Consider the following 22,820-nt stretch of genomic DNA (forward strand, 5'->3'; position numbering starts at 1 on the left):
GTATTTTCTACGACTAATCATTCTCGTGCATCCAGTCATGGAAGGCGGGGGATTTTTCTGGATCATAATGGCCACGTTTATCGAGGTTGACGACTTCAGTGGGTGTATTCTTGAACAAATCTGTCCACTCATCAGCAGTCGGCAATGCGCGGATAACAATTTTATCATCAACGATTGTAGCGACAAGCTCACTATTTTCGTCAAGATGTAACTGGTTACGCATTTCAATCGGAATGACAATCTGACCCTCAGACGACATTTTGACTTTGGCTGTCATTGACACGGCCTCCTTGATAAAAGGTAAATGTTTTTTCTTCATACAGCTTATGTCATTATTCTGACATGCTTACTTCTTAATTGCTAGTATGTGACTGACTCGGAAAAGATTTTTAGGCCAGTATCATTGCCTGCGTGCACAACAGGGATTAAAATGAGGCCGTAAAAATAACGATATAGGACATGCCGTCAGCTTTCATTCCAAGACACAAAGGCAGCGAGGTGAAGATCATGAAAGTTTTATATAAAGGCCAGCCAGCCGAAGTTTGGGAAATCAGCAGAACTAACGAATAACCTGATTGGGTGAAGTTAGCATTTGAAGAGAATTATCTTTATTGGATGGACAATCACCTACGTGTTTTGATGAGCGGCCTGAACCCGTCTATGGGAACCAACTTAAAGTTCGGGGCAGTTGGCACGGTTGGCGGCGGCTTTGCCGGTTATGACATGTATGTGCTGGGTTATCCGGGTGACTATTTGGACGTGACCAATCATCGGGTTGTTTCTAAGAAAAAGTTCCTGAAGCAATATCAGATGCTGGAAGATGTGTGAAGGTAACCGTTGAAACTTTTGGGCATTGAAAAGAACGCAAATAGTTACTAAATTTGGTAAATCTACGTCTTTTCTTTTTGGTATGGGACGACGTTTTTACAGCACACGATTAAATGACTTGTTGATATTTATCACCCGCCGCCTCCGCGAACGACTTTACGACATTTGAACGAGATGATGTCGAGCTGATTCTGTTCTGAGGGTCACTATAATTTAGCTAATTGTATTTATTTGGAATCGTACAAGTTGCAATCTTTTTTTGAGGAGTAAAAAGTGCAACCTCTAATATTTGGATACAAAAGACCTTATATTTGCCCATGCCCGTTGTCCCTCTGGAATTTGAGGTGTTGAAATATAAAAAATATGATACATGCCGCTGAACTCGAGAAATTTAACATGAACTTTGGCAGCCCTTGCTTTTTTAACGATTGTTTTGCTGTCACTCAACAGCAGTTCGTTACTACCAGTTTGAATTAACATTGGTGGGAAATCTTTAAAATTGCCAAACACAGGGGAGATGTATGGGTTTTTTAGATTGTGTTTGCCAGCATATGTGATCGGTATTGGATGTCTTGGGGACTTCTTGGATGAGGCCGAGCCGAAAAGCGGATCCTTGGTTGTGTTGGTACGGTATGATTTGCCAGATGCCGTAAGATCTGCCCACGGAGAAGCGAGAACAAGTGCTGCGGGAAGTGGATCTTTATGATCTCGGAGATATAATGTGAGCGCGAGTGATAGACCGGCACCTGAAGAGTCACCGGCTATGATAATGTTCTTTGCCTGGTAGCCATGTTTCAGAAGATATTGATAACCAGTAAGAGCATCGTTTAACGCTGCTGGAAATGGATGTTTTGGTGCAGTTCGGTAGTCTAGAGAAAAAACATTGGCTTGATTATCTGCGTTTGAATAGTTAACTGCAGCTTTGTTATACGTGTTGCTGAATTGAGCTAAATAACCGCCACCGTGAATTTGGTAAATAACTTTCGTATGTTTGCCTTTATTAGCTGATAGCATATAACCACGAGCCTTGCCCAAATTAATCGTTTTATTGGTGTAGCCTGCTGGCGACTGCCAATCCTTGGCACGATATGGCTTTGATTCAGTTTCTATTTTCTTAACGAACAGCGAAATACCGTGCTTTGCTTCGTACATATGATTAGCCATTTTTAAGGAATTATTGACGAGGTTACCATATAGAGAGACAGTTAAGTTTGGCCGAGTGAGAGTGATAGTGATTAAGGAGACGCCAAAGAATAGCAGTGTAGCTGTCAGTTGCAGCCAAAATGGTTTGAGTTTTTTAAATCGTTTCAAATAAATGATTCCCGCAAAAAGAACGATGGTGACCGAATAAGCTAGCCAATTAGAATCGAGAAAAAGAGCCGATAAGATTGCTAGGATGAACAAGATACCGGTTAATAAGTAAAAGCAAATAGATGTTAATTTTCTCATCGTGAAAATCTCCTAACTATGAACGTGCGGTTGACGGTTTTTAGGTCAACCGGCTGTTTCTTAATACTTACGGCTTTAGTCTAATGAAGGAGCTTCAAAGATATAAGTATCAAAAGGTGAACAATTGTAACTTTAATTAATAGCGTAGTAATGCCCATTTTGGAGATGATACGATGATTAAATATAAGGACACGGAAAAGAGAATCTGGCAAGCTTTCTTTCAGCTTCTGGAAGTGGAAAAGTTCGAGAAAATAACCATTAACGAAATTTGCAAGCAATCTAAAATCAGCAGAACAACTTTCTATCGTCATTATGTTGATAAATATAGATTGCTTAGCACAATAAATCATTACTTTTCTACGTCGCTGGGTTACTTTTTAAAGCATCGAGTACATCAAGAAAACATCACGGCATCTTTAGTCGATATTGCAAAATTTTTGTCAGTAAATTCCGAGGTGATTTTAGTTTTATTGACAATTCATACACCAGAAAGCGATTTACAAGAGCTATTTAAAAAAGTCTTGCATATTGAGTTCGCTGATTATGTTACGCGACAACATAAGAGTTCAGTTTTTCCCTCAAATTACTTGATTGAAATTTATGTTGCTATTTCGATGGTCTTCTTGTCATATTCATTACGGAATGGGTTAGACGTTGACGTCATTAGGTCTATTGATGACATCCAGAAACATATTTTTGCAACACTCTGAAAAGACCAGCTGTTGGAGAAGAGTTGTGAAGACCGAACTTTGAACCCAAAAAATATGTGACGACATATACTGCTTGAGAAAAGAGATATAGTTGTGGCATGTACGCAGAAAAGAGACTCACCGCACTTTGTAATTCTCAGACAAAGTGCAATGAGTCTCTGATTTGATAGGAAATGACATCTTTATCGCGTGCGGTTATGCGGCTTGTTGATGCCTGTCACCTAACCGCCACTGGATAACGAAGGTTAATGCCGCCAATCCAGCTAGTAGGAAGAAGTCAATTTGGCTGCCGGTCGCCTCGGCACCAGTGGGGGCGAGGCGTTGTTGCAGCGTGATAATGGCAGACAGACTGGCTGTGCCTAGCGAGCCGGCGTATTGCTGCAGGGTGTTGAACAGAGAGTTGATGTCGGCTTTTGCTGGGCCGTCTACCATAGTGCTGGCATCGGACATGGTGTTGCCGAAGCCGAGATTGAAGCCCACCCGAAAAATTAGATAGAACCCGACGATCAACGCCATGCCTAATTGATGCGTGAAAAGACCTAGCAGCATGGCACCAACGACCATGGCCGCATCACTGATCAACAATAACCGATGGGCACCGAAGCGATCATACAAGGCGCCGCCAATTGGTGAAACTGCCGCGCCGAGCAGGGAACCGGGCAATAATAGTAGCCCGGCGACAGAGGCATTGGTATGCAGCACATTTTCTGCAAAAATCGGAATGACAAAAGCAATGCCGATGTTGCCGAATTGCAGAATGAAGAAATTGATGGCGCGGGCGCGAATACCGGCGTGTTTGAGTAATGAAAAATTGAGTAATGGCGTAGATGTACGGCGTAAATGCGCGCCCATGCCAATGATGGCTACAGCTAATGCGGCGCCGTAGATCCAGAAAGCAACGGTGATGCCTGCTGCCGTGAATTGGTCAAGCAGTTCAATGAGCGAAAACAAGCCTACCGCCAACAGCAAGAAGCCCATGAAGTCGAAGCGCTCGTCCGTGGCGCGCGCTTTGACGCGAATAGTGGCTTCACCCATGGACCAGACTAATAAAATGACAGGCAATACCAGCCAAAAGATCATCCGCCATGATGCATAGTAGGTTAACAAACCGCCATATGTCGGCCCTAACGCTGGTGCCAGTGACGTGACAACGCTGGCCATGCCGACGTAAAGGCCGAGATGTGCCTGTGGGATTAAGGTCAGGATCAGATGGAACATCAACGGCGTCGAAACCCCAGTTGCCAGTGCCTGTAGGAGTCGCCCAGCAAAAAGGGTCGGAAAATTCGGTGCCCAGATACACAGCACTGTTCCGGCCAGTGCGCACAAAACGGCGCCACGAAACAGGGAACGCGTGTTAAAGCGGCGTAATAAAAAAGCGGTGGTGCTCATGACTAACGTGACCATCAATAGGTAGCCAGAAGTGAGCCATTGCACCGTGGATAAGGACACATGTAACGTTTTAATCAATGTTGGAAACGTTACATTCATCGACGTTTCAACCAGAATACCGACAAATGTCAGCAGTCCAGCTGATAAAATAGCGAGCTGCGTGCGATGCGAAACCGGTGAAGTCGTCATGTGCGTGCCTTCGTTTCTATAATTTAGTCTGAACCAGACTCAGGCCACTGCTGACGATAGCAGATTCCTCAGCGACACGCAAACGCAAGCGCTTTCATGTGGAAAAGATTACACACTGTTAGCAGGGTGTTAGTCGCTAAAGGCCACGAATACAATTAAGGCCGGTACACGCTATAAAAAAGCCCCATCATCATTAGCAGATGTTTCGCTAATAACAATGGGACTCATGTTGATTTTAAATTGCGTTGTCGATGGTCAAGGACTGACCAACACTATCTATACCGAAGATAAACCCGGCATTGCTCATCGCGGTGACGAAGCTTATCGATGAGTCACGACTCCGGATTGTTCGTATCTGACGGCTTGCTTTTTGAGGAGGCCGATGCTGATACTTACTTTGACCGCTGCCGTGAAGTTTTAGACATCGAGGCTTGTGAGTCTGCTTTTGGCATCGCCGCTAAATGGACACGCGGTGCAGCATGCGACGATGGTTGCGGATGCTTAGGCGTCGAATTCGCGGCTGCAGTGGTCACAACCGGCGCTTTAGGTGTTGGCTTGGTTGGGCCATCTGGATCGGGTGCATCTGAATCAGGAGCCGGTCCGGGGCCTTGCGGGTGGTTGTTTTTGTGCATCTGTTTGTCGGTCAGACTGATAACACTGGACATGACCAGTGGCAGCAGGAAGACCAATAAGATCAGTCCGATGATGACGGCCAGCGCTACCTGAATCAAGGTGGTAATGCCGGACGGGATCATGGCCGCAAAAGTGCCGCTTAAGATAACCGCAGCTGAGATGACAACGGCGCCGATAACGGTGGCGGCTTTGGCAATGCGTTGGGTCATGGTGCCGCCTTCCAACGCGTTGTCACGGTAACGAACCATCAGGAAGATACTGTAGTCAACGCCGAGGGCAACGAGCATGATGAAGGAGAAGAATGGGGTGTTCCACGTTAACATGGCGCGCCCAAGTACATAGGTTGAAAACAATCTAGTCAATCCCAATGATGTGATATAGGCCATCAACAGGGTGGTAATGATGCTGATTGGCTGAATCACGGAGCGCGTGACGACGATCAACGCGATACCGATTCCGATAATCATGATGGCAGCGGTTCGTTCGAAGTCGCCGTTTGCCAAGTCCTGGAGGTCAGCGGTTTGCGACGTTTGGCCGCCAATTGCCACAGTCGCATCATCAAGCGGCGTGTGTTTCAACTTGGCGGTGAGATCCGCTTTGATCGCTTTAATTTGTTGGGCGGCCGCATCGGTACTTGGATCGCCTTTTAACACCACGGTAAACTTCGTGATTTTGTTGTTATCAGCCATGTAAGTCGCTAATGCTGGCTTAAAGGTTTTACTTTTCAAGGTGGCGTTTGGAATATAGAACTTTTTGCCTAAATACGATCGCTGTAGCTCAGTCAGATATTGCTTCATGCTGGTGCTGCCGTCCGCAATCGTGCCGAGGGCTTGATTGGCGGAAGTGAGGCCGCTTTGCATGGAACTGACTTGCTGGGAAATCGCTTTGATTTTCGTGTTCAAGGTCTGGACACCGGTGTTAACCTGATCGGCACCGCTCGCAATTTGCGAAGCACCATTATTCAGCGTGCCATTTTGGCTGGCGAGTTGGGAAGAACCCGAGCTAAGTTGGTTGACGCCGGAAACCAGTGTCGGTACCTGGCTGTTCAGCGAATTGATGCCGCTGTTCAGTTGATTGGTACCGCTGGTGAGTGTTCCGATGCCGTTGTTCATGGCAGTGGTGCCGGCGTTTAAGGTCTTAATGCCATCACCTAAGGCACTTGTGCCATCGGTCAATTGCTGCACTCCACTGGAAAAGGCGTTGATTTTGTCCAGAATTGGCTGGGTGAGCTGACTGGCATCCGGCAATTGATTGATGAGTGTGATGATTTGTTGGGCAGTTCCGGTTAACGTCTGAATCTGATTATTCAACGTGTCCATGCCGCTGGTGAGTTCGCCTGACTTGCTGCTGAGCTGATTCATCCCGCTGGCAAGCACGGTGCTGTTGCTATTGAGCTCGTTCATACCTTTGGCTAGCTGGGTGGAACCGGTGCTCAAGGTGTTGACGCCAGAAGTTAGCGTTGGTAGCTGGCTACTTAACTGGCCGAGGCCATTATTCAGCGAGGTGACACCGGATGTGTACTGACTAATGCCGCTGCTGAGGCTGGTGGCGCCAGAGGACAAGGTTGTGGTGCCGTCTGCCAAGGTTTGCACCTGCTGGGTACTGCCTGCGACATTGGCGTTTTTGATTTGGGTGTTGGCGTCATTAAGTCCAGCCTGCACCTGCTTCAGGCCCTTGACACTTTGCGTTAAGCCGCTGTTGATCGTTTTGAGTTGGTCGTTGAGATACAGTGACTTGATTTTACTGCCACCTGGCTGGGTGACCGACGCCACGGTTTTGACACCTTTTTCCTTCTGCAGGTAGGTGGTGACGTCATCGATCGTGCCCAAAACGGTCTGGCTATTCAGCGGGTGCTTACTTTGAATATAAATCGTGGTCGGCGAGGCCATGCCTTTTGAGTAATGATCCTGAATCAGGCGATAACCGACCTTGGACTGCAACGTTTCCGGCAGTTCGTCGGCGTTGTTGAAGTTCAGCGTCTGGTTGGCATTCAGTAAAAATGGCACGGCGATGATGCCGATAACGCCAAGCGTGATGAGCGGGCGGGCGATGCCAACTTTGGAAAGACCATGCCACAGGCGGCTGGTGCTGTGGCCATCCAGATTCTTGCTGGGCCAGAAGAGCTTTTCGCCCATGGTCGCCATGAAGAACATGTTCAGAGTTAAGAGTACCGTCAAAAGAATGAGCACCCCAATAGCAACCCCAACCGCGGAACGATAGAACTTGAAGTTGGCTAGACCGAGAACCGAAAAGCCGATCAGAACCGACAGTCCGGAATAAAGAATCGTGCGGCCGCCGAAACGTCGCGCAATGCCGGCTGCCTTGGTCCTTGGGATGCCTTGGGACAACGCGGCTTTAAAGTCGTCATATAGCAAAATGTTGTAATCTGTCCCGATCCCGAATAAGACAACCACAAGGAAGACTTGCGTGAAATTGGAAATCGGAAAATTGGCCTTATCGGCAAGCGTCATGATGATGTTCAACGATGTCAGAAAGGAAATCGCAACGGTTAGCAGCGATACCAGCGGCACAATCGGTGAACGGAAAACGATGATCAGCACAATAAAGATGAAAATCGCGGCAATGATTTCCGTTTTCTGGATGCCTTTTTCTGTGACCGTGGCAAAGTCATCGTTGAGCACATCGCTGCCGGTGACATATGTTTTGACGTTCGCGGTTTTGATTTGCTGCTCGAGATTTTTGGTTTGGGGCCGTACCTGACCCTTGGCTTTGACGTCAACCAACGCCATCTGAGTGGTGCCATCTTTGGCATCAAGCTGCTTTTTGGTTTCGGCGTTGTCAGATGACTGGGTGACGTTGACAATTTTAACGGCCTTAGAATCTTTGAGGCCCTTGAGCGTTTTGGTGATCGCTTTTTTCTGGATTGCCGTCAGCTTTTTGTCGCCATTGCTAAAAACGAGGGCGAAGGAGCGGACTTTCTGGTTATGGTTGGCCCTTTTCTCAATGTTGGCCGCAACCTGGCTTTCTTCGTTTTTGGGCAGTGATAAAGCGCCTTTATCGCGGACAATTCCCGAGACGTCAGGCATGGTCACGAGGGTCACCAAAATAACGACAAGCCAGAAAATCAGGGCAGGGATGTGACGATTGCGAAGATTTTTCAATTAAAGACCCTTCTTTCACTGGTGAGACCGTTCCAGACCTGATTTTTCAAATCGGCGGCCAATGCTTTTTGGTTGGAAACGTGGCCTTCGATTTGCTGCTGCGCCCAGACGATATCAATCATACTGACGATGCTGCCGTATAGAATGGCGAGTTGGGTGCGGACATCGGCTTTGACAATCACCCCGCGGTCCTGGCCATCCATGAGCATGTTGTTAATGAGTGTAATCACGCGCCCGCGGGCGGCCCGGCTTTCGGCATTGAGTGCTTCATTGAAGACGTTTTGCTGAATAAAATGCAACTCTGTCGGGTACTGCTCCATGGATGCGGTTGCTGCGTCAAACAAGCGGCCGAACATGGTCTCTGGGTCATCGGGATCACAGTCAGCGGCTTCGGCTAGCGAGTTGTGGAAGAAATTCATAATATCCGTAAAGGCGGTGTTGAGAATATCTTCTTTGCTTTTAAAATGCCGATAAATTGTGCCAACCGCGACTTTTGCCGCTTTGGCGATCGACGGCAGGTTGGTTTCGGCGTAACCGCGTTCGGCGAATAACTTCACAGCCTGCTCGATAATCGGACTTGGTACAGGAATAGATGCCATGATAACCTCCTTGTGGAATGAACGTTCATTCGCATATGTTAGTGTTTATGAATATTCTTGTCAAGGAGGTATGAAAATAATATTCCGCTGTTAGTTATCTGGTTATCTAGGAAGACAAAAATTGTGCTATAACTCATCACGCCAAACAAAACAGACGAAATGATTAACGCTAATGCGAAAATTATTTCGTCTGTTTCACTCAGATATTTTGTTAAGTTTTTAAAAACCAGTGCCAAGGCAGAGCAATCGTAGGCCAGATGGGGCTCAGTGGTGAAATTGTACTAGCTGGGCGGTCTTCCCAGCGTAGTACAAGGCCGAGCTTTGAGACTCAGCCGGTTTTGCTGAGGCTCAAAGTCGTGCCCACCACGTTCCAGCCCCAGCTGGCCGGAGATTGCGGAGTTTGGCACGACAAGAAACGCATAGTCTGAATTTATGCAGTCTTCAACATTTCTTGATTTATGGCCAAAGCTTAATGCAACCAAGGATAATCGAAAAAATTGCGGTGCCGTTTTTCAATAAACGGCCATCGATTTTGGGGCCGAGGCGGCTGCCGATGATGACGCCGAGGCCGTGGGTGACGAGGATGATGGCGAGTAGTGGCAGGGTGTTCATGAGCTGGATCTGACTGAGGTAGCCGACCGCGGCGGGTAAGCTGATGAAGACTGAGTTGAGTAGGGCAATGCCGACTGCCGCGTGTGGTTCACAGCCGAGTAGCACGAGTAGCGGCATGACCAGCACTGGGCCGCCTGCTCCGGAAAGTGCGCAGATTAAGCCGGTGACGATGCCTAAAATGACAAGTAAAACCGGGTGATTCAGATGATCGACGCCGGGTTTTGGCGGATAGCGTTGTTGAATCAGAATAGCGATGCCGGATAGCAAAACGACTAGGTAGAGTAACAGCTGAACCCAGCTGGTCGGCAATAGCAGGTTTAGTCGGACACCAAGAATAGCGCCGACAAAACTGCCGCCGCTGAGCAGATAGGCGATGCGCCGATCCATCAATCCCTGCCGTTGATAATGGCGTGATCCGAGCCAGCCGGAGATAATGAACGCAAGAAAACTAAACGCCAGACCCTCCGTAGTGCTGTAGCCGAGTCCTGCCGTGTATAAGATTGGAAGTAAAAAACCAGCCACGCCGGTCATGCCGACGAGGCCGCCGATTATGATGTTGCCAATTGCGATGATGATGAATGCCATAATGTTGGGTAGCGCCGTGCACACACGGCTTTGATCCTTTCTACATCTAATGTTAACACTTTTCGTTTTCGCATCAGCCACTTGCCGGCCACCATGGAATCAGCCACATCATTGGCGTTAACACTTTCTAATAACGTGTTGTTCCAATTACCGGTTGGCCATAAGTGCGGACTGTCGATGTCCAGGCCGATAATGTCTGCTTGATACCCCGGAGCGATGCGCCCAAGCTGCCCAGGCATATTCAAAGCGGCCGCACCACCGTCTAAGACCAGCGACATAATGGTGGTTGCCGGCATGATGTTGGCAATGTGCTGTGGCACGCCATAATGCAGCGTCATGATCGCCCGGAAAATTTTCATTTCCTGCCACAGACTCAAGCCGCCATGCGCCGCGCCATCGGTTCCCAGACCAATGGAGACGCCAGCCTTCAACAGTTCAGGCGTTGGCGGCACCCCTTTGCCAGAGTTGCTGAATGGGCTGTGATTGAGCTTAACGTGATACTTTTCGATCAAGGCCTTTTCGGCGTCGTCTAGAAAAAGGCTATGCGCACCTAGAAAATGATCGCTCAAGGCACCGCGTTTGGCAAGGTAAACATAAGGTCGTTCACCGCAACGGGTCAGAATGCCAGCCACTTCTTGAGGGTATTCGTTCATATGGGCTTCGAGAAAAGTGTGGCGATCGGCGGCGCGTTGAGCGGCCAGATCCACGAGTTCGTCGGAACAATTATTCAACGCCCGCAGCGAATAATAAACCTGTAAATGATGGCGGCCGTGAAACTGGTCATAAAGTGCATCAGTGTGGGCAATGGCGGTTTTGGCATCCATGTTAATCGAAGCCGGCAGCCTCGGATCGTCCATGGTTGAATAGGCAAGGGCGCCGCGCAATCCGCTTTGCGCATAAACAGTTCCGGCGGCGGCCATGTGATAACCGCCAGCGTCCACAAATCCGGTCGTGCCGCTGGTGATCATTTCCAGTGCCGCCAGTTGTGCGTTCAGCGTCATGGTCTCGGGAGTCGTATCAGCTTCAAACGGCAGCATAATCTTTTTCCAGATAATGCCTTTGGTGTCCAGCACGCGGCCGCGGAGTAATTGCTGGCCGGTATGTAAATGACTGTCGATCAAGCCGGGCATGAATAAACGATGGGTACCGTCAATGACGTCATCAGCTTCGGCCGGAAAACTGCCATGGTCGCCTACCTGCGCAATTTTACCGTTTTTAATGAAAATATCCTGATGCGGCTTGATCTCACCGGGCGCGGTCATGGTCAACGTATCTTGGATCAGTGTGCTGGCCAATTAAATCACCCCTGTCAGTTTCAACGTGAGGGTGTCCCACAAAAGCGAGCCGACAAACGTCCCGGTCATCACGGCAACCCCGACGATGATGTACTTCCAGCCTTGATGAATGAAAGTGCCGAGCTTATCGGAAATTGCAATCCCGGCAAACGAGCCGACCACGGTGAACGGCGCGGCGAAGGCGATGACTTTGGTTGAGCTGATGACCACCGCTGCGATCGGTGAAAACGGTGCAGCGACCAACAATCCTAAAACTGAACAATAAGCGATAATGGGTAATTTGAACGGCATGATTTTGGCTAAGACAACGGCGACGAGGGTGATGGCGATGAGAATGACCACGCCGGGGAGACTTTTGGCGATGCTGACGCCGGAACCGATCCAGTTAGCTAGCAAGGTACCGACACCGCAGACACTGAGGAGAAACAACCATTCACGTAATCGCATTACTTAATCCGTCCTTTCACTGCAGCAGGCGTTTTGGCACGGCGGCCGGCGAACATTTTATCCAAAATCGTGTAAAGCTTATCTGTCAGCGGAATCGCCAGGAACATGGTGATGTAAATACCAGTGATGCCGGCGATGGTATTGGCGGCTGACGCCATGGCGGTGATGGTGTTGGCGTCGTGAGGGAATAGCTGGGCGAGGCTGGCGCTAGCCGAGGCCATGAAGATGCCGGCCCCGACGCCAGTGGACATGCCCAGCGCCTTGGGATCAAACCAGCCGGTCATGCCGAGCACCGTGGCCATGATGCCAAAATAAATCGTGCCGAGAATGCCACCGACGATATAAATCGCCATACTGCCGCTGGCTTCGTCAGAATCCGAACCATAAGCCGAATTGATCAAGGCGAGGTGATACTCGCGATTAAGCGAACTCGTAGCGCCGATCGACTCGCGCCGCAACCCGAGCAGCATGGCCAAAGGGAGGCCGAAGAAAATACCGAGCAGATTGCCGAAACCATGTACTAACAAGGCAGGGCCGGCGTGCAGAATCATATCCATATTCGCACCAGCCGTAATGCCAAGATTGACCACAAACGGGCAGATCCCAACGATGACCAGTTTCGATGCGGCTTTGACGTGTTTGTTGTCAAACCAGTGCATCACTTGCGGACCACTTAACATGCCGAGAATAATGGCGTAGAAAACCGGAAATAAAATGATCATCCCAGGACCGACTTTGAGTTTCACGGTTCCGATATATTCAGCGATCGCGGTGAATAAAGCAGCGACAAGATAACTTTTCCATTCGACTTTAATACGTGCGCGTAAGCTAGGGTAAGTCATGGGGTCCTCCTTGTGAAATGAATAGACCTAGTTTAGCGCAATTATTTGGGTAAATAAAGGACGATTAGATTAAAATACGGTCTAATGTTCGTGTTTGTCTTTTGCAAACTGATATATCTGCGGTGAAAATAAAATAAATGACACTATTGACGAACTTGTAAATTGTGATAAGTGTAGTTACCTTAGATGTTTTTTGCCGTGCCAAACTCCGCAATCTCCGGCCAGATGAGGGCTGGCGACCGCGAAGCTAGAGTGGTGGGCACGACTTTGAGCCTCTGCAAAAACCGCAGAGTCTCAAAGCTCGGCCTTGTACTACGCCGGGAAGATCGCCCGGCTAGTACAATCTCACCACTGAGCCCCATCTGGCCTACGATTGCTCCGCCTTGGCACTGACATTTTTAATTTAAGCCGACTAACTAATTTCCAATACAGAAAAACGCGACCGAATTTTCTACTGGTGAAAATTCGGTCGCGCATTCTTTTTTAATCATCACTCAGCCACTAACTAATCCAAACTCATCACTCATACGATGTGCTTTTATCAGCCTGTTTGATGATCTGCAAATACTTATAGATGCTGACGGTGGACATGTTGAGGTATGCCGCGGTTTTGGCGACGGCGTCTTTGAGTTCGAAGAAGTGTTGCTCGTAAAGGCGGCGCACGATGGCGATTTTTTCCTTGCGGGTCAGGTCGGCGATTGGCGGGTTGGGGGTTCCCGTTTGTTCGATGACCACTTGCCGAATGGCGCCTTCTGGTTGAATGAACAGGTTTTCCGTTGGGGGAGTCGATTCAAGCAGGTCCGCGGCAGGGGCTAGTTCCGGTTGGAAGGCCTGAAGGAGTTCTTCGCTTAATTTTTCAAGCGTCGCCAGTTGTTGGAAGCGGCTGACGTCCGTGTTGATGCAGATCATGCCGATCAGCTCGCCGGCTTGGTTCTTGATGAAAAAACTGGCGGAGTTGACTTTTTTGCCATTCATCAACGTGCTTTGATAGTGCACGACGTAATCCTGGTGCTGATACAGTTTATCGTGTAAGACTTTTGCGATGAAGTCGGTAGCCGGTGAATCCATGGTGCGTCCGGAGATGCTATTTGCCAAGAAAACAATCGAAGAATCATAGCCATCGGTCGCGGGATTAATGGCGTGCATCACGATTTCTGTCGTGGGACCGAGCACATGCGCAAGAAATTTTAAAAATGGACGGTAAGAATCGGGGGTGATCGAAATCCTTCCTTTCTTGATAACCGCAGCAGTCCCAGGATTCGTCGGGGTTAGATTTTGGCTAATGCCTGGGTCAGGTCAGCGATTAGGTCTTCAGTATCTTCAATGCCGCAAGATAGGCGCAGCAAGCTGTCGGTCACGCCTTGAGCAGCGCGTTCCTCGGCGGTTAAACAGGCGTGCGACATGGTGGCTGGGTGGGACAAAATGGATTCCACCCCGCCCAGACTGACAGCAAAAATCGGCAATTGCAGCGCCTCGATAAACGTGTTCAACCGCGCTTTGTCGGCGCCGGCAATTTCAAACGACAGCACCGCGCCGCCGTTTTCTGCTTGTTGCATGTGGACGGCATGACCGGGATGCTCCGGCAAGCCCGGGAAGTAAACTTGCTTGATTTTGGGATGGGCCTGTAAAAATGCTGCGATACTTTGGGCATTTTGCGTTGATTGCTGCATGCGCAAGCCCATGGTTTTCATACCGCGCAAAACCAGCCATGCGTCTTCAACGCCGAGAATGCTGCCGAATTCTTTTTGAAACAGTGACAGTTCTTCGGCAATGGCCTGATTGTTTGTCAAAACGGCGCCGGCGACCACGTCACTGTGACCGTTGATGAACTTGGTCAGACTTTCGATGACGATATCGCAGCCCAGTGCCAGTGGCTTCTGGTAAAGCGGCGTCATGAACGTGTTATCGGCCACTGTCAGGATACCATGTGCCTTGGCCAGCGTCACGATGGGCTGAATGTCAGTGACTTTCAGCAGCGGGTTCGACGGCGTTTCCACGTAGATCATTTTGGTTTTGGGTGTCAGTGCCTGTTCAATATTAGCAAGTTGATCGTAGGCTGTAAACACGACATCAATGCCATACTTAGGCAGGATTTTGGTCGCAAACGCGCCGGTGCCGCCGTAGACTTCGACCGGGAAAATAATCTGATCACCGGCATTGAGCAACATGATAGTGTTGGCAATGGCGGCCATACCCGAGCTGAAGACAAAGCTGAATTGTGCCCCGGTCATTTTGGCTAAGCCTTCCTGCAAGGCGTCAATGGTCGGGTTGCCAAACCGCGTGTACATGTAGTCGCGACTGGTTCCCAATGCCGGGCTGTTGAACGTAGACGCTTGGTACTTAGGAATCGAAGACGCACCGGTATGGCTGTCGATGACCGGGTAGCCATGTAAAAGATCCGTATTGATACCCACTTTTTAATCCTCCGGGACTTCCGCCACCATGTCGACTTCCAGTAATGCCTGCGCTGGTAATTCGCTAACCAAAACCGCGGTGCGCGCTGGGTAGCCGTCATGGAAGTAAGTCCGATAAACCTGATCAAAACTCGCCAGTAACTTGAGATCATTGATATACACGGTGGTTTTGGCCACATGATCAAAAGACGTCCCGTTATCAACCAGTACGTGATTCAAATTGGTCATCACTTGTTTGGTTTGGGCAATGATGCCTTCCGGAACGGCCTTGGATTCCGGACTGAGCGGCAGTTGGCCAGAGGTGAAAAGGACCGAACCGATCTGGGTCGCGGCGGCGTAACTGCCAAGGGGAGCGGGGATGTGGGTGCTGGTCAAACGCTTAATCATATTCATACCTCTTTTTCTTAGTTTGATAGTTGAAGAGCATCATCCCAAACGGAATCACGACATAACCGAGGATCATGGCGACAATCGCAAAATAATTCGGGGCATGCTGGTTGTTGGCATCGAGGATGGTAAATTGACCGATCCAATCGAATTTGATGAGCAATAAAACAGTCAGGATCAGTGACACCGCCGGGCAAACCATGTCAGTGAGCACATTTGGGCGCGCCGGATTGATGAGTCGGCGATCACCACGGCCACGGAAGAATTTCATGACGCACAGCGGAATAATCAGAAACTGAACGAAGCGGGAGATGGAGCTGAGAATGATGATACTCGTCATGTCATAACGGAAAGCCATCGGTAGCAACACCGCCAAAGCGATCGTCAAAAGAAACGCCGGCAGCGGGAAGTTTTTCGCGGTCCGCCCGGCTAACCAGCTTGGCAGTTGCCCTTGTTTGGCAATGGCTTCCAACACCCGCGGACTGTGGAAAGAAGCCGCAACGTTGATGCCTAACATTGAAATCAGCGCTCCATATAACACAATGTTTTGAATCAGCGGGTTATTGAAAACCGCCACTAAGGCCACGACTTCTTTGGTGGCCATCATCGCCTGCGGATTTACCATCATGGCAATCCAGACGACACCGATATAGACAACCGCAATCACCGAAATAGCCAGGGGAATAGCAATCGGCAGGTTCTTTTCCGGCTTGTACATATCATCTGCCCCACTGGCAACGCTTTCAAAACCAGTGAAAGCATAAAACGCGGCAATAACCCCCATGACCAGGGTGCTCAGGGTTGCGCTGCTGCCTGCGCTGGTCAACCGGTCAATCTGGGCAAAATGATTCACGCCGGTTGTGGCAATAACGCCAACGCCGAAAATGATGAAAACCAACAAGGCGGCTAACTTACCGATCGTTGACAGATTGTTGACAAGCTCGAAGAATTTTGGCCCGAAACAGTTAATCACTAGCAGTGCCAGCATTAGCAAAATCAAGCTAATTGTGACTAGCATCAAATCGTTTTGATCAAAACCGAAAATACGCAAGACGGTTTTGACAACCGCGGTGGCCATAACGCCCCAGGCAATGCAGGTGGCGATGTAACGCGTGATGCCGACGTAGAAGCCGACGTGTTCGCCAAACGCTGCCTTGGCATAAATATAAGCCGCGCCGCTATGTGCGACATACTTGGCTGCTGCGGCAAAGGTCACTGCCAGGATCGCCGCAAAGAAAGCCGCGATGCCATAGAGAATTAACGCTTTGGAGCCAGAAGACTGCACCACGGCACCTGGTGAAAGAAAAATACCGGAGCCGATAATGGAATTGATGGCCAATAAAACGATTGACCAGAAACCGATTTTCTTTTTCATAGGCTCGTGCTACTTGCCGCGGTAGCTTGCGTTTGTTGAATGAAGTGACTGAATAGGGCGTTCATGAGCGGTTGGCTGTGCGTGAGCATTTCCGGATGCCACTGCACGCCCATCATGATGTGATCGCCATCCGCTTCGATCGCTTCCGGCACATTGTCCGAAGCGGTCGCGACAACGTGAAAACCTTCGCCAATCGTTGCCATGATCTGATGATGAAACGAGTTCACCCGTACCGTTGCCTGCTTTAAAATCGTAAACAGGCGGCTGTGCTGGTCGATGCGCACGGCATGCGTGACCTGCGCTGAATTCGTTGCCTGCCAGTGCCTGATCGTCGGCGCATCGCGATAACTGAGATCCTGATAAAGCGTGCCGCCGTGATAGACATTCAGAATCTGGGTGCCGCGACAAATCCCTAATATCGGCAGCTGGCGTTGTTTCGCTGACCGAATCAGATTTAAATCAAACGCATCCCGTCTTAGTGACGTGTCACCTAACTTGTCCAGGGGATCATGATTGTAGCTGCTCGGGTCAACATCATGGCCGCCGGATAAGATCAGCCCATCCAAGGCCGCGACTTGTCGGTCAATGTCAGCAGGATCATCGAGTAACGGTAAAATGACCGGAATGCCGCCATTTTCGGAAACTGCGGTGATGTAGTCCTCGTTCACATAATCACGTTTGTAGCCGGGGAACATGCCTCCTTGGTCAACAAGGACGCCTGCTGAAATGCCGATAAGTGGTTTCTTCATATTATTCACCTCCGATTTTGAGTATAACATAACTTCTAATAAGTACAATATTTTATAAAAATAACTAAAGGTATTTTATATTAGTGGAGGTAATCGCTTTAATTAAGCAATCTTATAATAACGCTGATTTTGTATTGAAAACGAGTGTGGGCGCGGGATTTTTATAAATAACATTAGCGCTGTTCTGAACATTGTGAATTTGGGCAATGAGTTCTGGGCCGTGCCAAACTTCGCAATCTCCGGCGGTTTGGGGCTGGCGACGCGAAGCTAGAGCGGAGGGCACGACTTTGAACCCGCAAAAACCGCGGTTTCAAAGCTCGGCCTTGGCCTAAAACGGGAAAATCGCCCGTTTAAGACCAATTTCACAGCTGAGCCCCCTCTGGCCTACGATTGCTCCGCTTTGGCACTAGTAGATTATTAATCCTAACAAATTACTCTTGAGAAACAAAAAGGCGAGTGAATCTCCGTATATGAAGATTCACTCGTCCCATTTAGTAACTATGAACTGTTAGACCTACTTTTATGAAGCAGCCTTTCCTTTCGGCTCGAGTCGGCGTTCCAAGAAGCCGAGGACGAGGTCGGAGATGATGGCCATTAGCGCTGTCGGCAACGCGCCGGCGAGGATGATGGCTCCGCCGTTGGTGGCGTTGGTGCCGCGGATGATGATGTCGCCCAGGCCGCCAGCTCCGACGAAGGCGCCGATTGCGGTGATCCCGATGGCGACGACCAAAGCGTTACGAATCCCGGCCATGATGACCGACATGCTTAAGGGGATTTCGACCATATACAGTGACTGCCAGCGGGTCATGCCCATGCCTTTAGCCGCGTCCATCAGGTTCTTATCGACATTTTGCATGCCGGTGTAAGTGTTCTTGATGATTGGCAGCAGCGAGTATAAGAAGACCGTGACAATGACGGTGTTTACGCCAAGTCCGAGTCCCAGCATGATGATCGAAAGCATCGCTAGGCTGGGGATGGTCTGAATGACGTTGGCGGTGCCGATGACTGTGTTACTCAAGGTGCGATGGCGCGCAATTGCCAGCCCAACTGGAATGCCGATCACCGCTGCGATGAGCACCCCATAGATCGAAATCAGAAAATGGCGGGCGAACTGACTCAGCACGTAGGAACCATTGTTGGCAAGGTAATACCAGAATTGCTGCCAAGTATCCATGTTAGCCATTAGTCGTCACTTCCTTTGAAATAGTTGTGTTTGGCAAGAAACTTTTGCGCGACCACATTTGGTTCAAGTAACTGGTCGTCGACTTGATAGTTGAGTTCCTGCATGGTTTTCAGGTTGATCTTGCCGTCTAAGCGATGCAGTAACGGTTTTAGTTTAGGGTATTTCTTCAAAAGGCTATTATTAACGACCAATGAGCACTGATAAGGCGGGAAGAAGTTTTTGTCGTCCTTCAGTACTTTCAGATTGTAACTGCGAATCCGTCCATCAGTGGAATAGCCAAGAACTGTCTGCATTCGGTTTGCTTCAACGGCATCGTAAACCAGACCAATCTGCATCGGATAAACCCGCTTAAAGTCAAAGCCATATGCTTTAGTAAAATCGCTATAGCCATCGCCTTTCCGGTTCATCCAGCTGGAGTCAACGCCGGCATTATATTGCGGTGCGACTTTCTTCAAATCAGAAACGGTGTTGAGATTGTCTTCTTTGGCTTCTTTTTGCGTCACCATAAAGGCATAGGTGTCAGAAAAGCCGTAAGATGGATACCAGGTCTGATCGTAGCGCTTTTTGAACTCGCGCTTGACGATGGCGGTGGCCTTAGCTGAGTTCTTGACCGGGTTCATGCCTAATGTGCCGGTAATCTCGGTGCCGGTGTAACGCGTAGCACTAATATCGGCATCGTTGCGGACCATGGCTTGATGCACCACGGTTCCGGAGCCGAGGTTATTGACCAACGTGGTTTTGTAACCTAGCTCGTGATTGATCAGTTCGGCAATGATATTGGCCATGATCTGCGACTCGGTACTGGTTTGCGAGGCGATCCGCACCGTCCCGTCATTACCGGAGCCGCCTAAGCCAGGAAAGCCGCAGCCGCTCAACAAGAGAACCGGAATCAGCAAAAGTGACAGGAATAATTTTTTGAACTGTTTCATCTTGCCACCTCCTAAGCGCGTTCACTGACAGGTGTCAGGTGGTATTCCAACCGCCCAAGCAACCAGTCAACGACCAGTGCCAAAATGGTAACAGGAATCGTGCCGCCGATAATCAGATCCGGCTGGAAGAGATTCAAACCGTTGAAGATCAGATCCCCAAGGCCACCAGCCCCGATGTACGAAGCCAAGGTTGCCCAGGCAATGACATAAATAGCTGACAAGCGAATGCCCGCCATGATCACCGGCATCGCCAAAGGCACTTCGACTTGCCGAATCGATTGCATCGCCGTCATGCCCATACCTTTAGCCGCGTCTATTAACACCGGATCGACATCTTCCATACCGATATACGTATTCCGCAGAATCGGTAACAACGAGTAAATGAACAGTGCAACGATAGCTGGCACTTTCCCGATCCCGAATAAAGGAATCATCAAGGCCAACAACGCCAATGATGGCACCGTCTGCAGCATGCTGGCAATACCGATCACGACTTTAGCGGTCTTAGGAAAACGCGTCAGCAAAATACCCAGCGGAACGGCGGCGATCACCCCAAGACCTAACGCAATTGCCGAGATGTAAAGCTGTTCCCAGGTTTTGGTGATCAGTTCACTGCCATGTGCGTTTAAAAAAGCAAACATGGTCACACCTCCTTAGGTGCGTCTCGGTCATCTGCCGCTGCCGAATCGGTTGCCGGTTCATGATTGGTAGGCGTTGCCGACTCTTTGGCGCTATCGCTGGCTTGATCGTCTTCATTTTCGCCCCAGATGGTGTCGTAAACGACATCAACTAATGAAGCACGGGTGACAATACCGACCAATTTCTGATCGTTATCAACCACCGGCACATACTTGAAACCGCGCTTTAAAATGCGATCAGCGGTATCGCGCAGCAAAGCGTTCTTATTCACATAGAAGATACTCGACTTGGTAATGTCGCCAACGCTAGTAGCACTTTGATACCGGGTTTCCAGCGATTCCAAATCAATGAAGCCTTTCAGATGATTTTCATCATCCGTCACCAACAGCGTATCAACGCGACGTTTACGCATCAGGGAAATCGCTTCAGCTAGTGACTTGCCTGGCGTGATCGCTGCAGGATTCTTCAGCATGATCTGCTCAACGGTGGTCACATCAGCCCGCGCTTGAACCAATCGATCCTGGCCGACCAGGTTCTCAACGAATTTGTTCGCTGGATGCGTCAACAGTTCGGTTGGCGTCGCATTTTGAATGATATGCCCGTGGTCCATCACCACAATTTTGGTTGCGAGCTTGAGCGCTTCATCCATATCATGCGTGACAAAAACCACGGTCTTACCAAGCTTCTCCTGCAGATTCTTAATCAGTTCCTGCAAAGCCTCACGGGTAATCGGATCCAAAGCGCCATAAGGTTCATCCATTAAAATCAGATCCTGATTCGCAGCAAGCGCCCGGATAACGCCGATTCGCTGTTGCTGGCCACCGGAAAGCTCGGATGGATAACGATCCAGATAATCCTCCGGCAATTCAACAAGATCTACCAGCTCCTTAGCTTTCTCGCGTCGCTTTTCTTCCGGCCACTTCAATAACTTCGGGACAATGGTGATGTTTTCATAAATGGTCATATGCGGCATGAGGCCAATGTTTTGGATAACATAGCCGATTTGACGCCGCAATTTGACGGCATCGATTTTGTGAATGTCCTTGCCGTTAAACAGGATTTGGCCGCCGCTGGGTTCCAGCATGCGGTTAATCATGCGCATCGTGGTTGTCTTCCCGGAACCCGACGTCCCGATAAGACAAACAAACTCACCCTTATGAATCTCAAGGTTGATATGTTCGACCGCGACATTCCCGCCTCGATAAACTTTTTCAACGTCCTTGAACTGGACCATTGGTTGTTCTTCTGGCATGACGCGTCCTCCTTTATTTGATGATTCCATAATAACACATGAAGTTAATTGTATTTTAATCGAAGACCGGTTGTGGGGAGTGAGTTTTGCGCGGGTTGGGTTGGTGGGTGATTTGTAAGTTAACTGGGTGTATGAGGTATTCCTTAAAGAGGAAAGTTGATGAAAGGACTAAAAGCTTAGTTGTTTGTTAGGAAATGGAAGTTTATGATTGAGAGAATACTTTTATGGTTATGTTAAATCGAATGTCAGTTTCTGACTTAGTTTAAAGGCTTCTGCGTTTAGAGTGTCTGAGTTATAAACTGGGAACAGGAGTCATTGTTTTGGAAAAAGCTAAGTCCATACTTTGGGGAATTATCTTATTCATACCCATACTTTATCTCGCTGATGGGGTTTCGCTTGTTGGTACCTTTACGACGAATATCACACTGACCTGGATCTTTGTCTTTGGTAGTGCAGCAATCTCCATAACGTTGTTGACGCTGCTAGATCGAAAAATACAAAACAGACCTTCATCGCAAAAACAACAATCATCGTATTTGAAATATCTGCTGTTGCCGATTATTTGGGCAATCTTCATTGTTGTGGTCAATCTTGTCTTGAATAATCTTGCCTTTCTACCGCATTCAAGTGAGAATGTCTTACAGTCAGAAACAGCTCAATTGCTGAAAGGATCATTAAGATGGCCGATGATGTTGGCAGTTTGTCTATTTGGTCCCATATGTGAAGAGCTAGCTTTTAGAGGTGTTATAGAACACTATCTGTCGAAGTTTTTCAGCTATTGGGTGGCGGTTGTCGTGACGGCGCTTATTTTTGTTTTACTTCACGCGGAGGCTATTATTCCATCGCTATCTTTGTTCATCTTCGCTGTAGGACTAAGTGTACTCAACAAAAATTCGGGAACGTTGAGGACAAGTATCATAGCGCATATCACCTACAATGTGCTGGTCACAATACTAGTGATGATTCAGTTGTAGCAAATTTTTCGTGATACGAACTTTGACGGTTGGGTGGCGGAAGAAGTCCTGATTTGATTAGAACGGCCGCTACGATAATAGTGCAAATCGATACGTTTAAAATTCGGCAGTCCGATTTGTTGGAGAACGGTATATAGTTATCTCTTGTCAGGCGCGCTTACAGAAACTGCATCTTAATTTTTTACTGACAATAGCGTTACGACCAGAGACCTAAGCGA

The 22,820-nt window shown here is 48.8% G+C and carries 20 protein-coding genes and 1 pseudogene; 3 read left to right on the forward strand and 18 right to left on the reverse strand.

Going from position 1 to position 22,820, the window contains the following annotated elements:
- Positions 1 to 13 precede the first annotated feature (13 nt).
- Complete coding sequence (locus LHUE1_RS05670) at positions 14 to 277, reverse strand: AbrB/MazE/SpoVT family DNA-binding domain-containing protein (protein ID WP_080978142.1); 264 nt, start codon at positions 275 to 277, stop codon at positions 14 to 16.
- A 230-nt stretch (positions 278 to 507) separates the two neighbouring features.
- Here LHUE1_RS05670 and LHUE1_RS05675 point away from each other — a divergent pair.
- Positions 508 to 828 (forward strand): annotated as a pseudogene (locus tag LHUE1_RS05675) (role in replication).
- A gap of 282 nt (positions 829 to 1,110) precedes the next feature.
- On the opposite strand, the gene LHUE1_RS05680 reads toward LHUE1_RS05675, so the two are convergent.
- Positions 1,111 to 2,277: an alpha/beta hydrolase fold domain-containing protein gene (locus LHUE1_RS05680; protein ID WP_049171824.1), complete on the reverse strand. Its 1,167-nt coding sequence runs from the start codon at positions 2,275 to 2,277 to the stop codon at positions 1,111 to 1,113.
- Between the two features lie 173 nt (positions 2,278 to 2,450).
- Between LHUE1_RS05680 and LHUE1_RS05685 the strand changes: the two genes are divergently transcribed.
- Positions 2,451 to 2,987 (forward strand): TetR/AcrR family transcriptional regulator, encoded by a 537-nt coding sequence (locus tag LHUE1_RS05685; RefSeq protein WP_087911258.1) that lies wholly within the window; start codon positions 2,451 to 2,453, stop codon positions 2,985 to 2,987.
- A 195-nt stretch (positions 2,988 to 3,182) separates the two neighbouring features.
- On the opposite strand, the gene LHUE1_RS05690 is transcribed toward LHUE1_RS05685, so the two are convergent.
- From LHUE1_RS05690 to LHUE1_RS05765, 16 genes are all read right to left on the reverse strand, one after another.
- Positions 3,183 to 4,565, reverse strand: coding sequence for an MFS transporter (locus LHUE1_RS05690; protein WP_049171820.1), 1,383 nt, complete (start codon positions 4,563 to 4,565; stop codon positions 3,183 to 3,185).
- A gap of 392 nt (positions 4,566 to 4,957) precedes the next feature.
- Entirely contained in the window at positions 4,958 to 8,320 is a 3,363-nt protein-coding gene (locus LHUE1_RS05695; RefSeq protein WP_049171818.1) for an MMPL/RND family transporter, read from the reverse strand.
- Positions 8,317 to 8,919: a TetR/AcrR family transcriptional regulator gene (locus LHUE1_RS05700; RefSeq protein ID WP_010490157.1), complete on the reverse strand. Its 603-nt coding sequence runs from the start codon at positions 8,917 to 8,919 to the stop codon at positions 8,317 to 8,319. The genes LHUE1_RS05695 and LHUE1_RS05700 overlap by 4 nt, the downstream gene beginning before the upstream one ends.
- Before the next feature lie 456 nt (positions 8,920 to 9,375).
- Positions 9,376 to 10,116 (reverse strand): sulfite exporter TauE/SafE family protein, encoded by a 741-nt coding sequence (locus LHUE1_RS05705; protein ID WP_049169048.1) that lies wholly within the window; start codon positions 10,114 to 10,116, stop codon positions 9,376 to 9,378.
- Positions 10,080 to 11,411, reverse strand: a complete 1,332-nt coding sequence (locus LHUE1_RS05710; RefSeq protein WP_049169049.1) for an amidohydrolase family protein — start codon at positions 11,409 to 11,411, stop codon at positions 10,080 to 10,082. Before LHUE1_RS05710 ends, LHUE1_RS05705 begins: the two co-directional genes overlap by 37 nt.
- Positions 11,412 to 11,858, reverse strand: a complete 447-nt coding sequence (locus LHUE1_RS05715) for a hypothetical protein (protein ID WP_049169050.1) — start codon at positions 11,856 to 11,858, stop codon at positions 11,412 to 11,414.
- The gene (locus LHUE1_RS05720; protein WP_049169051.1) at positions 11,858 to 12,700 is read right to left on the reverse strand and encodes a DUF3100 domain-containing protein; all 843 of its coding nucleotides are present in this window, start codon (positions 12,698 to 12,700) and stop codon (positions 11,858 to 11,860) included. The genes LHUE1_RS05715 and LHUE1_RS05720 overlap by 1 nt, the downstream gene beginning before the upstream one ends.
- Before the next feature lie 519 nt (positions 12,701 to 13,219).
- Positions 13,220 to 13,984 (reverse strand): helix-turn-helix transcriptional regulator, encoded by a 765-nt coding sequence (locus LHUE1_RS05725; protein WP_306387719.1) that lies wholly within the window; start codon positions 13,982 to 13,984, stop codon positions 13,220 to 13,222.
- A complete protein-coding gene (locus LHUE1_RS05730; protein WP_049170087.1) occupies positions 13,969 to 15,114 on the reverse strand; it encodes a trans-sulfuration enzyme family protein in 1,146 nt (381 codons plus the stop codon). Before LHUE1_RS05730 ends, LHUE1_RS05725 begins: the two co-directional genes overlap by 16 nt.
- A gap of 3 nt (positions 15,115 to 15,117) precedes the next feature.
- Entirely contained in the window at positions 15,118 to 15,501 is a 384-nt protein-coding gene (locus LHUE1_RS05735; RefSeq protein WP_010490145.1) for a RidA family protein, read from the reverse strand.
- On the reverse strand, positions 15,494 to 16,876 hold the full coding sequence (locus LHUE1_RS05740) for an APC family permease (RefSeq protein ID WP_277848300.1): 1,383 nt from the start codon (positions 16,874 to 16,876) through the stop codon (positions 15,494 to 15,496). The genes LHUE1_RS05735 and LHUE1_RS05740 overlap by 8 nt, the downstream gene beginning before the upstream one ends.
- On the reverse strand, positions 16,873 to 17,625 hold the full coding sequence (locus LHUE1_RS05745; protein WP_053091149.1) for a gamma-glutamyl-gamma-aminobutyrate hydrolase family protein: 753 nt from the start codon (positions 17,623 to 17,625) through the stop codon (positions 16,873 to 16,875). The genes LHUE1_RS05740 and LHUE1_RS05745 overlap by 4 nt, the downstream gene beginning before the upstream one ends.
- Before the next feature lie 520 nt (positions 17,626 to 18,145).
- Positions 18,146 to 18,808 (reverse strand): ABC transporter permease, encoded by a 663-nt coding sequence (locus LHUE1_RS05750; RefSeq protein WP_049172405.1) that lies wholly within the window; start codon positions 18,806 to 18,808, stop codon positions 18,146 to 18,148.
- A complete protein-coding gene (locus tag LHUE1_RS05755; protein WP_049172407.1) occupies positions 18,808 to 19,737 on the reverse strand; it encodes an osmoprotectant ABC transporter substrate-binding protein in 930 nt (309 codons plus the stop codon). The genes LHUE1_RS05750 and LHUE1_RS05755 overlap by 1 nt, the downstream gene beginning before the upstream one ends.
- 11 nt (positions 19,738 to 19,748) lie before the next feature.
- Complete coding sequence (locus LHUE1_RS05760; RefSeq protein WP_049172409.1) at positions 19,749 to 20,378, reverse strand: ABC transporter permease; 630 nt, start codon at positions 20,376 to 20,378, stop codon at positions 19,749 to 19,751.
- Positions 20,379 to 20,380: 2 nt separating this feature from the next.
- Positions 20,381 to 21,628 (reverse strand): betaine/proline/choline family ABC transporter ATP-binding protein, encoded by a 1,248-nt coding sequence (locus LHUE1_RS05765; protein WP_049172411.1) that lies wholly within the window; start codon positions 21,626 to 21,628, stop codon positions 20,381 to 20,383.
- Positions 21,629 to 21,948: 320 nt separating this feature from the next.
- On the opposite strand from LHUE1_RS05765, the gene LHUE1_RS05770 reads away from it, so the two are divergent.
- Positions 21,949 to 22,602, forward strand: coding sequence for a CPBP family intramembrane glutamic endopeptidase (locus LHUE1_RS05770; RefSeq protein WP_049172412.1), 654 nt, complete (start codon positions 21,949 to 21,951; stop codon positions 22,600 to 22,602).
- Positions 22,603 to 22,820: the final 218 nt, after the last annotated feature.

The organism is Lacticaseibacillus huelsenbergensis (assembly GCF_029726355.1).
Classification (GTDB): domain Bacteria; phylum Bacillota; class Bacilli; order Lactobacillales; family Lactobacillaceae; genus Lacticaseibacillus; species Lacticaseibacillus casei.

Coding starts and splice junctions, on each gene's coding strand:
- LHUE1_RS05670 (WP_080978142.1), bottom strand. CDS start 277: ATGACAGCCAAAGTCAAAATGTCGTCTGAGGGTCAGATTGTCATTCCG.
- LHUE1_RS05680 (WP_049171824.1), bottom strand. CDS start 2,277: ATGAGAAAATTAACATCTATTTGCTTTTACTTATTAACCGGTATCTTG.
- LHUE1_RS05685 (WP_087911258.1), top strand. CDS start 2,451: ATGATTAAATATAAGGACACGGAAAAGAGAATCTGGCAAGCTTTCTTT.
- LHUE1_RS05690 (WP_049171820.1), bottom strand. CDS start 4,565: ATGACGACTTCACCGGTTTCGCATCGCACGCAGCTCGCTATTTTATCA.
- LHUE1_RS05700 (WP_010490157.1), bottom strand. CDS start 8,919: ATGGCATCTATTCCTGTACCAAGTCCGATTATCGAGCAGGCTGTGAAG.
- LHUE1_RS05705 (WP_049169048.1), bottom strand. CDS start 10,116: ATGGCATTCATCATCATCGCAATTGGCAACATCATAATCGGCGGCCTC.
- LHUE1_RS05715 (WP_049169050.1), bottom strand. CDS start 11,858: ATGCGATTACGTGAATGGTTGTTTCTCCTCAGTGTCTGCGGTGTCGGT.
- LHUE1_RS05720 (WP_049169051.1), bottom strand. CDS start 12,700: ATGACTTACCCTAGCTTACGCGCACGTATTAAAGTCGAATGGAAAAGT.
- LHUE1_RS05735 (WP_010490145.1), bottom strand. CDS start 15,501: ATGATTAAGCGTTTGACCAGCACCCACATCCCCGCTCCCCTTGGCAGT.
- LHUE1_RS05740 (WP_277848300.1), bottom strand. CDS start 16,876: ATGAAAAAGAAAATCGGTTTCTGGTCAATCGTTTTATTGGCCATCAAT.
- LHUE1_RS05745 (WP_053091149.1), bottom strand. CDS start 17,625: ATGAAGAAACCACTTATCGGCATTTCAGCAGGCGTCCTTGTTGACCAA.
- LHUE1_RS05750 (WP_049172405.1), bottom strand. CDS start 18,808: ATGGCTAACATGGATACTTGGCAGCAATTCTGGTATTACCTTGCCAAC.
- LHUE1_RS05755 (WP_049172407.1), bottom strand. CDS start 19,737: ATGAAACAGTTCAAAAAATTATTCCTGTCACTTTTGCTGATTCCGGTT.
- LHUE1_RS05760 (WP_049172409.1), bottom strand. CDS start 20,378: ATGTTTGCTTTTTTAAACGCACATGGCAGTGAACTGATCACCAAAACC.
- LHUE1_RS05765 (WP_049172411.1), bottom strand. CDS start 21,628: ATGCCAGAAGAACAACCAATGGTCCAGTTCAAGGACGTTGAAAAAGTT.